The organism is Agrobacterium sp. CNPSo 3708 (assembly GCF_028674915.1).
GTDB lineage: Bacteria > Pseudomonadota > Alphaproteobacteria > Rhizobiales > Rhizobiaceae > Agrobacterium > Agrobacterium cavarae.
On sequence record NZ_JAQZSF010000005.1, the window covers coordinates 286,272 to 301,746 of the forward strand.

The 15,475-nt window shown below is 58.5% G+C and carries 11 protein-coding genes; all 11 read right to left on the bottom strand.

Annotated features, from left to right (window positions below):
- Nucleotide 1: 1 nt before the first annotated feature.
- The 11 genes from PVA19_RS13190 to tssC all read right to left on the bottom strand — a co-directional run bounded on the left by PVA19_RS13190 (nucleotide 2) and on the right by tssC (nucleotide 15,422).
- Nucleotides 2-910, bottom strand: coding sequence for a protein kinase domain-containing protein (locus tag PVA19_RS13190; protein ID WP_274102840.1), 909 nt, complete (start codon nucleotides 908-910; stop codon nucleotides 2-4).
- The gene (gene tagF, locus PVA19_RS13195) at nucleotides 885-2,306 is read right to left on the bottom strand and encodes a type VI secretion system-associated protein TagF (protein ID WP_274102841.1); all 1,422 of its coding nucleotides are present in this window, start codon (nucleotides 2,304-2,306) and stop codon (nucleotides 885-887) included. Before tagF ends, PVA19_RS13190 begins: the two co-directional genes overlap by 26 nt.
- 80 nt (nucleotides 2,307-2,386) lie before the next feature.
- Nucleotides 2,387-5,869: a type VI secretion system membrane subunit TssM gene (gene tssM / locus PVA19_RS13200; RefSeq protein ID WP_274102843.1), complete on the bottom strand. Its 3,483-nt coding sequence runs from the start codon at nucleotides 5,867-5,869 to the stop codon at nucleotides 2,387-2,389.
- Nucleotides 5,866-7,377 (bottom strand): type VI secretion system protein TssL, long form, encoded by a 1,512-nt coding sequence (gene tssL / locus PVA19_RS13205; RefSeq protein ID WP_062597846.1) that lies wholly within the window; start codon nucleotides 7,375-7,377, stop codon nucleotides 5,866-5,868. The genes tssM and tssL overlap by 4 nt, the downstream gene beginning before the upstream one ends.
- Nucleotides 7,374-8,714 carry a type VI secretion system baseplate subunit TssK gene (gene tssK, locus PVA19_RS13210; RefSeq protein ID WP_274102845.1) on the bottom strand — a complete coding sequence of 447 codons (1,341 nt, stop codon included), beginning with the start codon at nucleotides 8,712-8,714 and terminating at the stop codon, nucleotides 7,374-7,376. The genes tssL and tssK overlap by 4 nt, the downstream gene beginning before the upstream one ends.
- On the bottom strand, nucleotides 8,704-9,900 hold the full coding sequence (locus PVA19_RS13215) for an FHA domain-containing protein (protein ID WP_274102846.1): 1,197 nt from the start codon (nucleotides 9,898-9,900) through the stop codon (nucleotides 8,704-8,706). Before PVA19_RS13215 ends, tssK begins: the two co-directional genes overlap by 11 nt.
- Nucleotides 9,897-10,916, bottom strand: a complete 1,020-nt coding sequence (gene tssG, locus PVA19_RS13220) for a type VI secretion system baseplate subunit TssG (protein ID WP_274102848.1) — start codon at nucleotides 10,914-10,916, stop codon at nucleotides 9,897-9,899. Before tssG ends, PVA19_RS13215 begins: the two co-directional genes overlap by 4 nt.
- An 8-nt stretch (nucleotides 10,917-10,924) precedes the next feature.
- Nucleotides 10,925-12,709, bottom strand: a complete 1,785-nt coding sequence (gene tssF, locus PVA19_RS13225) for a type VI secretion system baseplate subunit TssF (protein WP_274102849.1) — start codon at nucleotides 12,707-12,709, stop codon at nucleotides 10,925-10,927.
- Nucleotides 12,702-13,211: a type VI secretion system baseplate subunit TssE gene (tssE, locus tag PVA19_RS13230; protein ID WP_062426852.1), complete on the bottom strand. Its 510-nt coding sequence runs from the start codon at nucleotides 13,209-13,211 to the stop codon at nucleotides 12,702-12,704. The genes tssF and tssE overlap by 8 nt, the downstream gene beginning before the upstream one ends.
- Nucleotides 13,204-14,031, bottom strand: a complete 828-nt coding sequence (locus PVA19_RS13235; RefSeq protein WP_274102851.1) for a type VI secretion system accessory protein TagJ — start codon at nucleotides 14,029-14,031, stop codon at nucleotides 13,204-13,206. Before PVA19_RS13235 ends, tssE begins: the two co-directional genes overlap by 8 nt.
- Nucleotides 14,028-15,422 carry a type VI secretion system contractile sheath large subunit gene (gene tssC, locus PVA19_RS13240; protein ID WP_274102852.1) on the bottom strand — a complete coding sequence of 465 codons (1,395 nt, stop codon included), beginning with the start codon at nucleotides 15,420-15,422 and terminating at the stop codon, nucleotides 14,028-14,030. Before tssC ends, PVA19_RS13235 begins: the two co-directional genes overlap by 4 nt.
- Nucleotides 15,423-15,475 lie beyond the last annotated feature (53 nt).

A 15,475-nucleotide genomic window follows, 5' to 3' on the forward strand; every position in this document is an offset into this window, starting at 1 on the left:
TTTAGCCTGATATAATGTCCAGAATCTCCCGAGCGCTTTGCGGTCGGTCTTCTGGACGCAACTGGCAGCATTGCTTTATCAATTCGCTCCAGATTGACCTCGGCGCATTTATTTTGCTTGCGAGCTTTTCGGCCAGCTTTCCAATGGCATAGATATCGTGAGACGGATGGGCTTCCTCCCCTTGCAACTGCTCGGGAGCGGAGAATTCTGGCGATCCCGCGCGCTTTATGCCGATATCTCGATGCCTGGATCCTATCGGAATGGCGATGCCGAAGTCTCCAAGCAGCGACTGTTCGAAATCTTCTCCATGCAGGAAAATGTTGTTCGGTGTCACGTCGCAGTGAACAAGCCTCTCTCGATGTATCGTGTCGAGTGCAAGGAGAACGCTTCTCACGATCATCGAGGCTTCTTGTTCATTGAGCAGTTGCTCTTGTGATAGAGAAGCAAGCGTGAGCGGACGCCATGGCATCACCAATCCCGGTCTGCCGTCCTCTAGACGTAACAAGGCTGATGTCTCGAGAATGTTGGGATGCCTGAAACGCAGTCCCATTTCTGCCTCTCGACGCAGAGATTGTGCAGTAACAATGTCGTCGCGACAAGTTGGTCGCAGCGTCTTGAGCGCGTGCGACGTGCCGAGATCGATATGGCGCAAATGCAGGACTTCTGTGCGTTCGCTCGTGAAGGTGACCGTCTCGACAAGGAAGGTGTTTGCGATCCGGCCGAAGTTTTGCGCGTAGAGAGTGGATGCGTTTCGGTCAAGCGCGTTGCGGACGTGGTCGAGCAATTCCAATGCGTCCTGGGTTGGGCGAAGGCCTTCGTTCCCCTGCTGAATGGCGCGCCAGAGATCGGCATAACGCTGCGCTACCAGGCCCTGATCATTGCTGCTATCTCGGCACACGGTCGTGCCCAATCACGATGGCGCTGATATTGTCTCTTGCGGTCTCGATCAGCGCTTCCTGTATGAGCGCTTCGGCGCAGTCCTCGATCTTCGTTTCGGAGAGAAGTTCAGCGACCACGCGTTCCTTCAGTTGCTGGACGAGCGGAAAACTGCACAGCAGTAACCTGTCGCTCCACCCCCAGTTTTCCCGAATCATGTCGGGCCGGAATTGCTGCGAGTGCCCGATATATTGCGCCAAAGTTCTTTTCATTCCGACAATCACGTGGTCGCGTGTCAGCGGATGCATGGTTCCATCCCTCAAAAGATAGGCTCGCGCATCGCCCGACCACAAGACGGTGATCGTCTGATTGAAGATCGATGCCGCAACTACGCTTGCTCCCGGACGCAAAGCGCCTTCGCCGACCTGTCGGGACAGAAGGAGGCTGTTGACGGTACCGAGTTTCCCTCTGATCGTCTGTGGATCGACGCTATGCTCGCTGCCTGCTGTCACATCGGCAAGAAGGTTTACGGTCAGCCGGGCTGCTTCGGCTGCCGCGTGGCCTTCTCCTATGCCGTCCGCGATGGCAAAGAGCGGAGGTTGACTGGATACGAAGAGTGAGTCCGCGTTGGCCGACAGTTTCGTTCCGGAATGCGTCGCATAGCTGTAGATGATCGAGGTCGACGTAACAGGTTTCGCTGCAAGCGGGAGAGCGACCGGCGCTTTGGGCGCAAGTGTCGGGGACTTGGCCGCGCCCACTTGCTGCGGCTTTTCGGAGTGAGGGGCAGGCTCTGGCGGAAGCTTGTTATCCTGGAAAAGCTTGATGAAATCTGCCGTGCCAGGCCTGCCGTCCAGTTTCACGCCCTTCGGGCGGCGGGTTTCCGCATCGATCTGCCACCAGAGGCTCGTCGGTCTGTCGCGGTTGTGTGTCGGAACTGGAGCATCATCGTCCTCCTTGGGTTTGGGGAGGCGAAGCCGCTTTATCGCTGTGGTGAAGCGGTTCATGTCGAAATCCTCGGACATCGAGGTTTCAGCCAGAGCCTCTGCAGCCATGAACCAGGTTTCGTCGAGATAAAGCGTTCTTGGGTGCAGTCGAAATCTGGTAAGTTGCGCCAGAACCACCAGCGGATATCTTCGACCGACGCGGTCCCGGCTCGGCAGCAAGACGCCGACATAGGCGGCATCGCCCCACACGCCGATTTCGGAGATAAATCGCGTCGGCGGCGCGTTGGAAAAAACGGAGGACCAACGCGCACCGTATTGGTCGGCGCATGCGTGCATGCCAGCTCTTAGCCACTCATCCAGTCTTGTTATGAACTCACGGTCCAGGCCCTCGGAAATGAAATCTCCGTGGCTTGGTACTTTGCCGAAAAAGCCGATACGGTCGCTGTCCGACGCCGCAACGGCCGGCTTTGGATCTGGCTTAGTCATCAGCCAGGCGTGATCTGTCTTCGGTTGTTGCCGTCATTGCGCATGAAGTTCCTCTCCTTGATTGGTCTTCTCACCTCTGGTCAAAATTGCGTCGGGCAGGAAAATTGCGACAGCGCATCCAACCTGAAGGGGTTAAGGACAGATCCGAACTGAATGTCGAACTCCGCGGTCTGCCCTTCATTTTCGAAGCGCGCCCGGAGGATGTCGCCCGTCTGGGGCTCGATTGTCGCATCATCGAACAGCCGGAAGGGAGACCAATCGCCATTTTCGGTCTTCGCCTGCTGCCAGCCGCCTGGCTGAAATGCGATGCGAGACAGGTTGGCGGAATTCTCCTGAGAAGGCCAGTGGATCGATTTTGCCTGGATTGGACCGTGGTAGTAAACCACCCGCTCTCCTTCAATTTCCAGCATGACAGCACTGGACTGCTCGCTGAGCGAGACCGGCTTCACATTGATCGAAACCACGGGCACCTCGCTGCCATTCGGGAAAAATGCCCGAGAAATTTTGTCGGCATTTTCGAACTGGGCGATGGCTTCACTTGGAATCCCCGCCGAGCCAAAGGTGCCCTTCCAGCTCCACGGCGCCGTTGTCTTGTCGACGAAGGGCTCCATCCGCTGCTTGAAGAAAGTCTGGAAGACACCCTTCGGTCCGAAAAGCCTGGTAAAGTCCGCCATCGCCACATCTCTCGAGGATGCCCGGTCAAATGGGTATCGTCCGGCAACGACCGACGAGCACAGCGACGCAGAGTCCGAAGCCCAAAGATCGGCGATGCGGCTGCGTGCGGATTTCACCGCAAGTGATCCCACATCTGCCGCGATGCCAGCGATCCAGACGTCTAGCGGGGCAGGCAGTTGCCGCGCCTGTTGCAGCAGGTCCTGATTGGACTTGGTCAATTGACTGTCAACATCGAAGACCTTCGCCACCTCGTCCGAGGTGGTGGAAGAGCGTGCCAGCTGTTCGTTGAGTGTCTTCAGATTGGCGAGAAGTTGTTCGGATGGAGTACCGGCTGTCTTGTTCTCTGCCGACTGTGCGTCCGCTACCGAGGCCGCAGATTTTTCAGCCAGCATATCCCGCAGCCGCGCATAGGGATCGACGGCATTGACCGTCGCCGAAAGGATCGTCGCCGTTGCGTCGCCATCGGCAGTGGAGGCGAGCGTGGTAAGGTTCGCGCCGGCATTCGGCCGTAGATCGGTTGCATCGGCAATGGACTTGGCTGCCTCCACGACGATATTCCGGTCGTTTGCCAAAATCCGCGTGGTCTCCACGGCATCACCCAGCGTTTGCGATGGCTTCACCCGGATGTCCGAGAGCACATCCGCCCAGCGCTTTTCAAAACGGTCGAAGTAGATCTGCAACGCGGCCTCAGCCACCTGTTCCACAGTCGCGCCACGCACGGCGTCATCCGAGCCTCGAACCCAGGCTTCGGAGAGCGCCACGCGCGAGGCATAGGCTACTTGCGGGATTACCACATTGCGATAGCCATCCGCCGTGAACAGACCTTCGATGCCGTCCACCATGGGTGTCTTGCTGCGGCGCTCGAAGGCGCGCTCTCCGAGCGGCCCGAAAGCTGCGGCTGGTGTCCACTCCGGCAGAGCCCGCGCTTGCGGCAAGCCTGCGAGGATGTCGTAAGCACGTGCGCTGACGCCCTGGTCCTTGATCGTCTCACGTGCCTTCGCAATCAATCGGGCATCGAGTTCGATGGGAGCGAGATTCCCATTGGCGAGGGCGCGGGCATGATCATTAAGGGAGGCGCGCGCTGCCGCTCTCCCGTCGCCAGGATAAAGAGAAGCAAACATGTCTTCAGCCTGCATCGTCATGAAATCGCGATCCAGACCGCCAATCCCGCCCAGCATGCCGTACAGTTTCAGCGAATTGAATGTTCGCGTGACATCCTTCTCGTCCTCCAACTGCTTCTGCAATTGCACGATCATGCGCGGCAGAAGAAGGGCGTTGAGGGCGCGTTGATAGGCATCCCTCTGGCGTCCGGCGATCTTGTCCTTCTGATCGAGGCCAAAGCTGATATTCCACAGACGGTCCTTGGAAAAGCCAGAGCTGGCATCCCGCAGATTGTCCAAAGCGGGCATGATGCGCAGAAAATCCGCGTCGGACACATCCCGCACCGGAATGCCCTGCACCAGCCGTTCATAGGTGTCGAGCTTCTGATCCGCTTCGGCAAGCGCCTGGGTGTTTGAGTAATAGGTACTGATCCAACCAGTAAAGACGATCGCGGCGACAATTGCTGCTGCACCATAGGCCAGACGCCGAACCAGATGCTGGCGCCCCGACAGGCGCTTGTCGCGCATGACGAGCGCTGCTTCCGGGAAGATAACATCCTTGAACAGGCGTGACAGGAAGTAGCTTCGTCGCGTCCGCGTCGTTGCGATGTCCGTCTCTTCTTGGGTGCCCGAAGCAAAATAGATGCCACGCAGAAGCGGTGCCTCGATGAGGGGGGAACTGGCACAAAGTTCAGTCAATGCCTCGTGCAAGCGATCCTTCAACTTGGCAAGTTCTGCCGGGAAGCGGAAGATGCGCCCGCGGATCTCTGTATTCTGCTCCTGCTGCAGCCGCTCGATGAGCATGGCATCCACACGCTGTTGAAGAAGCTCGAATTCTTCCAGGAAGCGTTGGGGCAGAGACTGAGACGTGTAGCTCTCGTCCAGCTTGAAGGTCGTGCCCCATACCTGCTGGCGGTCAGTCTTGTTGAAGCCATCGAAGAATTCGACGAAACCATCCAGAAGGTCGGCCTTGGTCAGCACGAGATAAACAGGGACGCGCGCATGGAGATATTCGTCGAGCTCGGACAGGCGCTGGCGCAGCGAACGAAGTTCCTGCCGCTGTTCTTCCGGATCGCGGGTCAGAAGATCGTGGATCGATAGCGTCACCAATGCGCCGTTGATCGGCTGCGAACGGCGGTAGCGACGAAGCAGATTGAGGAACCCCTCCCAGCCGGCTTTTGAAGACCCATCCAGATCATCCTGCGTCGTATAGCGACCGGCGGTGTCGATCAGGATCGCTTCGTCGGAGAACCACCAATTGCAGTTTCGCGTTCCGCCAACGCCCCGGACCGCGTTTTCTCCAATTGCGTCACCCAAGGGAAATTGCAGGCCGGAATTTGTCAGTGCTGTGGTCTTGCCTGAGCCCGGAGCACCAAAGATCACATACCAAGGGAGATCGTAGATATAGCCGAAGCGCTTTTTGGTGATGCGGCGTAGAAGCGCCAGCGCTTCCTTAAGCCGCGTCTGGATTTCGCCGACTTCTGCGTTGCGATTGGCCAACGCCTCCTGCTCGAGACTGTCGATCAGTTCCTTGTCCTGTTTGCGGGCGCGCAACAGAGCAATGGTGATATATACGACCCAGATGAGGAGAATGACGCCGATGGCGATAAGCCGCGCCTGCGTCGTGCCGAACGGTTTGAAATTGCCGAAGGCGACAAGATAGCCGTAGAACCAGATGACGACGCAAAGGGCAATGGCCCACAGAAGCGAGATGAAGCGACGCCCGACGAGCGAGGCATAGCTTTCGACATAAGCCCGGATTGTATAAAAGTAACTCAGCGGATTCATTGCTGGGCTCCTGGCTGCTGTCCCGGTGTCGTGGTGATGGTTGGCGAGAGAATGCCGGCGTCGCTCAGTTTCTCGTCTGGATTGGTCAGCACCATGATTTCAGTGCGGCGGTTCATCTCCCGTCCCTCGGACGTATTGTTGTCCGCGATCGGATCGCTGTCTGCGCGTCCCTCGGTCAGGATTGCTTCCGGGCCGGTAAATTGGGCAAGAAGATCGCCGACGGCTTTTGCGCGCGCTTCGGATAGGTGCCAGTTGGACGGGAACTGAACGGTTTTGATTGGCACATTATCCGTGTAGCCGATGACCACGGCGCGGAATTTCTCGGCCGACAATGCCCCGCCGATGCGCTGGATCAGATCGCGGAACTTCGGGCTCACCTCGGCGCTGCCCGTCTCGAAGAGGCCGGAATTGTTGATGCGAACCCTCAGACGTCCGTTCACTTCGGCCAGCGTCACCAGCTTCTGCTGGACTTCCGGCTCGAGGAACTCCATCAGCTTTTGTAGCCTAGTTGGCTCAGGCGGCTTTATCACTGGCGGTGCTTCGGCGACCTTCGGTGCTTCCTCCTTAGCCTGAGGCGGTTCGGGCGGGGCAGGCGGTGCTGCAATCAGCACGCTCGGTGTTTGGGTTGGCGGTAGCTTGGCAAGGCGCTCGAATGTCGCATCGGAGGCGTCGTTGAGTGACAGCGTGAAGAAGAGATAGCCAAGTGCAAAGGCGAGTGCCAAAAGTGAAAGCAAGGTCCACAGCGCCGACATGGTTTTCAAGGGCGTATGCCGCGCTTCTACGCCCTGCCAGTGGGGGGAAAGTTCGCGTTCGAACACGCCATATTGGCCGATCAGGGTCTTATAGAGACTGTCACGGATGCGGGCGAGTTCCAGTGCGCCTTTGGGAGAAACACGGGTGCGTCCTTCGAATGCAAGCGAAAGGCACAGATAGATCAGCAGCAGCAGGTCCTTGTTGGCGCCAGGCGACTGATGGAAGTGATCCAGAATATCGAAGACCCGATCGCCGCCCGTCACGTCGTTGTGGAAGGTGGAGACGAGGCCTGAGCGCGCCCAACCAGCCCTGACACCCCAGGGCTTGCTGAGGATCACGTCGTCCACAGTGGCGCAGACGACATAGTGGGCGGCTCTGGCACGCTCAGGGCTGATCCGAGCAGACGCAAGGTCGCGTTCATAGCGCGTAATGGCTTCGAGGCAAGCGCGACGAAGATGGTCCGGATCGGGCTGCACATCGCTGAAACGAAGCACGTGGGCGAGGTTGAGGAGTGGCGCGGCAGATTGCACCAGCGTCGGCACCTCCTCTCCGCCGAAACGGAAGTTCGACAGCAGAGAATCGATCGGCAATGCGCCCTTTTCGCCGTGCGGTCGCTCGGCCGGGTCGGTGGGCTCGATGATGTCGTCAAGCAACGCCGCCATATTGCGGGAATTCTGATTGCGTTGACGGCTTTCCTCGGTGATTTCCACCACCGTTGGCAGATCCTGCCATGAGGAGGACTTTTGGTCACTCATTCGCGTAACGCCCACATTTCCATCTCAAGTCCGGGGAAATCGCCTGCCAGATGCAGAGCGATTGCGCCGGATGTCTCGAGTTGTTTCCACAAGGGTGCCTTGGTATCGATTTCGAAATAGATGGTACCGGAGCGATAAGGGAGCTGGCGTGGCAGGACCGGCAGCGAGCGCACCGGAATACCGGGCAGCGCAACATTGACCAGCTCCGAGATCCGCTCGACCGGCCCGACCTTGATCTGCGCTGGCAGCCGGCGGCGAATGTCTTCTGCTGGCATGTCGGCCCGCACCGCAAGCACGAAGCCTGCATCGCGGAGAAGCCCGCGGTCGTGGATCGTTCCAACCCGTACGCCATGGCGACGCTCGACGAGCTCGATTGCGACGGCGGCCTGTTCGAGTACCGCAGAGAGCGATGCTCGCAGGTCATCGAAGACAGCGGCAAAACTGGCTTTCAGATCGTCATGGCGGTAGGGCAGAAAATCCGTGGCGCGCTTCTTCTCCGTTGTGAAGGTGGCAAGCTCGCCGGCGAGCTGGAGGCACTCTTCGTAGAAGCGGATCGGATGCATACGCGTGGCGTTAGCCGCAAGATGGGCCAGCAGCGGATCGGCGCGATTCAGGATTTGCAGTAGAAAGTAATCGCCGACTTCCGCTGTGCCACGGATCGTTGGGTCGCCGATCCGTTCGGAGATTGCCTGGGCGCGATGGCGAACGATGCCGAGAAGCTCCGTCATCAACTCATTCAGGCGGGATGACGCTGCGCAATTGAGGCTAGGCGGGATAAAATCTGGATCAAGAATGACGGCAAGATCGGATCGCACTTCGATGACGCGCGCCAGTCCTATCAGATCATAGCCGGAGACATCGTCGCCGGTCTTGAGGAATTTCAGGCTGAGGCGACCGACATCGATCGGCGCGACGAAATCGGTATCCACATTGGCGTCCGTCGCCTCGTAGCTCGAGGCGACGAAACGAACACTGTTGGTCTCAGGCCTCGGAATCGACGACATATCGGCCTTACCAGGTCGGCGGGCCGGAAGCGCGAGGTAAAGGGTGGCGTTCTTGACCGTCTCGTCCAATTCCAGGGGAGGAGGAAGGTCGGTATCTCCCGGAGCTTCGAATGGTGTGCCGTCAGGTAGTATCCCTCGAATATTCGAAAGCGCGAACTGGCCGATCGCAAGCGCGCTGCGGTCCACGCCGACTTCCGCGACGCCCCAGGGATAGGCTGAAAGGTTGCGCGTCGTGTTGCGCACCAATCGCTCGGTCCAGCGATCGGACTGCTGGAAGTGTTGAACGCGAAGGAACATTCCTTCGCTCCAGGCAACGCGGTTCTCATGCCTCATCTTGCTTGCTCACCCCCTGATACTGTGATTTTTTGCTCGTCGTATCGTCCAGCTCCATGGCCTCTCCAAGCGCGGCGCGCTGTAGGAATTGCCGGACCGACAACTGGCGTCCGTTTTCTTCGAATTGCTTTTTGTAAAAGGCCCAATAGTCTGGCCCGGAAAGAATGCCTCGCCAGTCTTTGCGCTCGATCTTCGAGCGTAGATCATTGCCGAGATCGGCTTTCGCCTCCACCAATCTCGGTTCCAGCCTTTGCGTGGAGACACGCATCAGATTGTCCAGTGAGGTTGAAAGAAGTCTCTGTTGTCGCACCAGTGTCTCGAGCCGTGCAGCCACACTGGTATGTTCCACGTGGCCATCCAGCTCATCCTCAATGCCGAGGGCTGCGAGGCTGTCTGCACACGCCAGCTCCAGTTGTGAGATGAGTTCAGTGAGACCGCTGTCTGACGGTAAGGCAACGGACTCCACGGGTTCGGCACAGAGCACCTGATCAGGCTCGGTAAAAATGGTGTCGAAGTCGTCACGCTCTTGGGTGACGGGCCGTGAAACCTTCACCGGAGTGTTCAGGGCATCCGTATGCTCGTGCCTGCTGCTTTCCGCCGGCGCTTCATTCCAATCGTCCGGCAGGATGGCTCCAATGCCCGTAGACGAGGGCGGCCCGCTCCAGCCGATCTCCACATTGCGGGAGATCGATTTCCCCTTTTTGGGGACGCTGTGATTGATGTCATCCTGCCAGTCGTCATTGGCGATAGCGTTACCAAGCACTCCGCTGGCCGAGCGCCCCGCCGGCGCGATATCGGAAAGAATGGCGGAGATCGTCAATTGTTCGTCGCTGACCCTCAACGCCTGGTCAGGATCGCCGAAATCCATGTCCGGTTCGCCCATAATGGCGACTTCGAAGGTTTGGCTGCCGATATCGATCCGCGAGCCGTTGTTTAAGGGCGCCGATTGGCCTTCGAGCAGCAATCGACCATCGACCATTGTGCCATTCGCGCTCTGATCGATGATGGAGAAGCGCTGCCCCTCGCGCATCAGGGTGCAGTGAAGCTTGGAGACGCGCCGTTCGCCATCAACGATTTGCCAGTCGCAGTCGTTGGATCGGCCGAGCATGCGCTTGCCGTGTTCGAAACTCCAGCGCGACGGCTGGAAGCGGCCATCCGGTTGCTTTTCCTTCAGCACCAGTTTCATGCTTTAGCCCCCAAACGATGGAGCGCAATACCCTCGCGTTCGGTCACGATCGCATCTGCGCTGTCTTTGTCCGCAGGCGCTATGCGCGCCCAGCTATTCCAGCCAAGCCGTGCGGGCGTCTCTGTCTGGCCGAGCTGACAAAAGGGGATATCTTCTTTTCTCAGGATCACCTGCACATCGAACTCGAGTGCGCTGCCGGTGAAAAGCCGCGTCAACGCGAAGATTTCCGAGAGACGGTGGGAGCCGGGCGATAGCGCCAGATAATCGGCGTAGCCGACCGGCCCGATGACGATCCGGAAACCACCGGCAAAGTCCTCAATGCTGCTTCCGGCTGTCGTGTTCTGCCCCAAAAGGAGCCCGCCGTGCTGGCCCAACTGGCTCTGCTCATGGCCTGGAATCGATACCCACCGGCGCCGGAACTGTTTGACCTTAACAGGTAGCCCCGTGAACTCACAAAGCATCGAGGTCAGCCCCGTTGCATTTCTGGTGCGGTTAGCAAGCAGGCCGCTGAAGCGAAGCAGCACATCCTGCTTCACGCCGGCTTTTTGTGCAGTACCCATTGTGCCGAAGCCCGTCAGGGACAGTAGCGTCCTGCGAAATGCATTTGCTTTGTGATTGTCCGACCAGCGAAGTCCGCGTGCCAGCCGGTATTTTTCCGTCGCAGAAACAAAGAGTTCACTGAAACGGGTAGCAAACAGGTTGAAGAAGCTTGCAAGCGCCTTGGAGCGATTGCGCTCTTCTCGCTGAAGGAGTTCGTTATAGGCCGGAGGCAATGAGCCGAGCGGTCCGACGATAGGAGCAAGTGCGGAGCGCAGGTCCGCATCCGCACCCTTTTTGCGGAAGCCACCGACGAAAGCCGTGATCGGGCTCGTCCCGCCGTGCGCGCCGACAGTCAGTTTATCGCCGTCGGCGATGTGCTGTGCCACACGAAACGCCGTGGGTGGATCGAAACGACCGGGATCGCGGCTGAGGAGCGCTTCCTGTTTTTGCTTGAGGCTTTCAGCTTGGGTTTGCACGGGCTCTCCTAAAGCAGCGGGCGATCTGCCGCCCGCGCAGGCCATCGGGCAATCGGCTCGGAATGGCCACGCATGGTCACGGTCAGGCGCGTGAAGCTGTTGATGGAGGTATAGAGGCCAAAGAAATGGTTAAGAACATTGGCAAAGACATAGGCTGCTGCCCTGTCGATCAGCGATGGATCAAACTCCACCGTGACATCCGTTCCGGGCACCATAGCGGAACCAAGTCGCGCGTGGGAATTTTGCGCCTCGACGTTGGAAATTGAATCGACCAGCTGACGGGTTTCGGGCGAATCCCGAAAGGCATAGAGCGACAGAATGTCTTTTAGCGGCGCACCGCCATTGTCGAACAGAGAGAGGTGGTTCAGCAGGAGGTGAGAGATCAGGCGCCATTCGCGAGCGGTCCGCTCGTTCATGCGGATGGCGGGTGTCGGCGGCATCAGCGCATGGATCGACTGAACTGCCTCGTTACCTGCAGAGAGTTGCAAGTAGGGGTGTCCGCCGCCGAAGGGCAACTGGCTCGGCAGTTCGCGGTTGATGCACAGCGTATCGACACTGGCGACAATATCGATTGGCCCTAGCGGTCCGCGCTTCTCGTCGACAAAGGCAATATCGGTGTCGGAAGAAGCATCATCCTCATCGAAACGGCGGTAGGTTTGCCAGAAGACATTCGAACCGTTGCTTTTCTGCGTGCGGCCAAAGAACGGTGATGTCTTCTCGACCTGCCCGTCGCGGGTTGTGAGTTGAACATTCTCGACCGAGTAGATTTCGCGCGTGCGCTGACGGCGCGCGTCCGGCAAGAGCCGATACTCCGTCCTCGTACCGTCCAGGCTCAAAGGCTCACAGCTTTGCTGAAAGAGATTGATGACTGGCGATGCGTTCAGCACCAGATCCTTGGCCGAGACCATGCGTTCAAGCCTAGCATCTGCGGTCTTCAAATAGATGTAGAGCTCGCAGTCGCCACCGGGCCAGCGGTCGAGCCCGTCAATGTCTATGAAAAGGAACTTTTGCGGTAGCGCAAAGAATTCCGTGAGGAGACGGTAACCATCAAAGCTGTTTGGGGGATAGGGCAGCATGGCTTGGTCGCGCGCAAAGCCGGAAGGTTTTAGATTGTTCGCAGGAAGGAAAACCGCCTGCGGATCATCCGCATGGCGTGCCAGCGCCATTCCGACGCAATTATTGGCGAGCAATTCATAGAGCGCTGTCGCTTGTTGCCAAGCCGAGGAAATGAACAGTTGTAGCTTCGCGAGCCCCATTTCCTGAAATGTAGAGGGCCTCGGAGAGGTGGTACGCAGTGAGATCCGCAAGCAGCTCGCTGCACCTGCCGACGCGGTTGAAAACGGCGCATCGATAGGTTGGCCGGAAAGCGTTGCTCCAGAGATGGCAAGAGGCGTGATTTCAACATCCTGCGTGGTGCGGAAGCGGCAGCTTTCGCCATTAATGGGCTCTGCCAGAATCTCACTATGGCGCGCGAGCCTCTGAACCGTCGCAAGTGTAGCGCCTGGCTCGAACTGTACGACGCTCATGGACGGCAGCGGCGCCAAATAATGGGGGTAAAGCGTTTCGAGCAGACTGTCGGAAAGCTCAGGAAATTCATCATCCAGCTTTTGGCGCACGCGCGCGGCGGAATAGGCAAAGCTTTGGATCAAACGCTCGACATGGGGATCGTCGGCGACATCTCCTGTCATGCGCAGCCGTCCGGCGATTTTGGGAAAGGCCGCCGCAAAGCGTGATGCCCGCTTTCTCAGTGCGTAGAGCTCATCGTTGTATTTGTCGAGAAAACCATCAGCCATTGGTGGTCTCCACGAGGAAACGCTGTGTCGATGGATCGATTTTCGATTCAAAGCTGATTGGAGGCATCCCCTCATGCAGCCGAAACGTCGCCTGGATCCTCATGCGCAAGGCGCGCTCGCCCTCCATACGGTTCTTTAGGATCGTAACCCGTACATCGGAGAGGCGGGTCTCGAACATGGAAATGCGACGCTCGATGCTTTGCGCAAGCTTATCCTTGGACGCATCCGTCACAAGATTCGCCGACAAGACGCCGTCCATGCCATAGGAAACCAGCGCATCATTAAGTTCTTTAAGCGCGCCCGGTGGGCCCGAGGGACTTCGGCGGGTGTTGAGAAGTGCCTCAAGGTCGCGGCGTATCACTTCACGCATCTCCCTGACTTGATCCGAGAGGCTGACAAGCGGATCGGCCTCCATGTCGGGCGCATCGTCCAGCAGCCTGTCCAGCACGGAGCGAGATAGGGTTCTCTGCTTCGGCCGATATTGCTCCAGCGGATCAACCACGCGCGGATTTCCTTTCACTTGACTGGCGTGCCGCGGAAATTCTTGTGATTTCGTGGAATGGCACGAGGTCGTCGCCGATCAACAGGCATCTCTGACCCTCACCCGTGACAAGTGGGCTGCTTTCCTCGTCCCAGCGTGTCTCTCGGCCAAGCAGCAGAACAGCCGCCTTGTCCGCCCCGTGATAGATCGCGGGCAAAAGCACCGATGCCACGGCTCCATCCTTGAGCGTCAGCTCGCCATCGCGATAAGCGAGGTCGCGCGGACGCGTCATCGGCCCGATCGTGAGAGTTTCAATGCGGTCAAACCCGATCCACAGATACCTGCCGCCATTGGTCAGAACTTCAAGTGCATGCGGAACACGATCGTCAAGGTCACGGATATCACTGGCCTTTTTGCCATTGACGACGATCGATACGTCGCCTCGTTTCTCATCCAGCTCGCTCAAGGCGTCAGCGGCTTCGATAATGTTGCTCTCACGTGCGGCGATATTCGCCTTAATCGCCAGTTGATCGAGTTCACTTGGTCCGCCAGGGAATTCCGGTACGGCGGCGTTTTCGAACCACGCCTCCCGCGCCGCCATGGCGCGCAACTGCTGGCGCAACAGCGAAAATCCGACACTGTCCTGCGGCGAGAAGGTCGCAGCCAGGTTACACTGCGCGTCGGCCTTTTCGTAATCGCGGACCAGAATTAAAAGATCGATGTAGAGGTGTCTGGCCTCCTTGTCGGACGGTGACGATTTGACCTTATCCCTCGCGAGTTCAAGGGCGGTCGCGACCTGGTTCTCGTCAAGAAGATCGGAAATGTCGGCGCGCAATGTCATGCGGAGATCCTCTTAGGCTCGGCCGGTGTCCACGATGGGGACGCAGACGGTACCGCCGTCTCGGCGATCAGATGGAAGCTGGTGGAAACATCATCCAGCTGGAAGTGCGGCTGGATACGCACGGTACAGGAGAAACTTCCGGGTTTGCCGGGGATCTCGAAGACGCTGATGCCAGCCGAGCGAAGTGGGTAACGTGTTCTCAGCGCCACCTCAGCATCATCGTTTCCGAGCGTGTAGGATGACAGCCAGGTTTCGAGTTTGCGTTCGATCGCGGTTGCGTCGCTAAGTTGACCGATATCGTCACGCATGATGACTTTGAGATAATGCGAGAAGCGGGAGGCACAGAGCACATATTGCAGCATGGCGGCAATGCGGGCGTTCTGTCGTGCGCTTTCGCTTGAGTAATGCCCTGGCGCATGCAGCGATTGGTTGGCATTGAAGATTGCCACGCTGGACAAATACGTGGTGGAGATCGGGACGAGTCCGAGATCGGAAAATTGCTGCTCCTGGCCCGTCGACAGTTGCACCTCGACCGGTGGCTGCGCGGAGAGCCCATTGCTTTCCAGCCCGAAGTCGAGCGGTGGCAGTTGGTAGGGGGATAGCATTCCTCCATCAACCGTGTCCTGCGTGACACCACGTATGTCGGCAAACCAGCCGCTATCGATGAAGTTTCGCACGACGACCGTGCCGAAGGCGAAGGCTGGATTGCCCCACAGAAGTGTCGCGCCGTCCTCGGCGATTTGTTCCTGGAACGGGAAGGGATCGCTGCGGCGTCGCGAAAAAGGCCGATAGGGCGATCGCAACAGAATGCGCGGGGCGACGAGGCCGATGAAGCGGGAGTCGTCACGGGCACGCAGCGCGTTCCACCTCAGCCGGGATTTTTCCTGTCGAAGCCAGGAAAAATCATGGACCCTGCTCATCTCTGAGAAATCCTGCAATCCGACGGCTTCGGGAGAAGCGGCGGCGATGAAGGGGCAGAAGGCAGCGGCTGCGACCATGCCGATCTGCGAAAGTGCCGTCACGCAGTCGACACCGTCCCTGGTATCCGGCGAGAAGGCGTAATCTCCGATCAACAGGCCGATCGGCTCGCCACCCGGCATGCCGAATTCCCGGTTGTAGACGATCTCGAACAACTGGCTCTGGTCGAAGTCGGTTGCCTTTTCGAGATTGCGGGCAAGCTCCCTCCAGCTGGCATTCAACAGCTTGACCTTTACCTCATCGCTGCGCGATGCCTCACGCACGATCATGGCAAGCCCGCGCCATCTGGCTTCCATCGCTTGGAACTCGCGATGGTGCAAAATCGCATTGACCTGCTCGTTCAGCGCCTCGTCAATAAAGGCGATGAGCTGATCGATCAGACTGCGGGTGTCCGTGAAGGACCTTGGCGCCATGAGCAACGCTCCGAGGAATGCTGTGGACATATGGCAGGCATATGTCCAGCCTG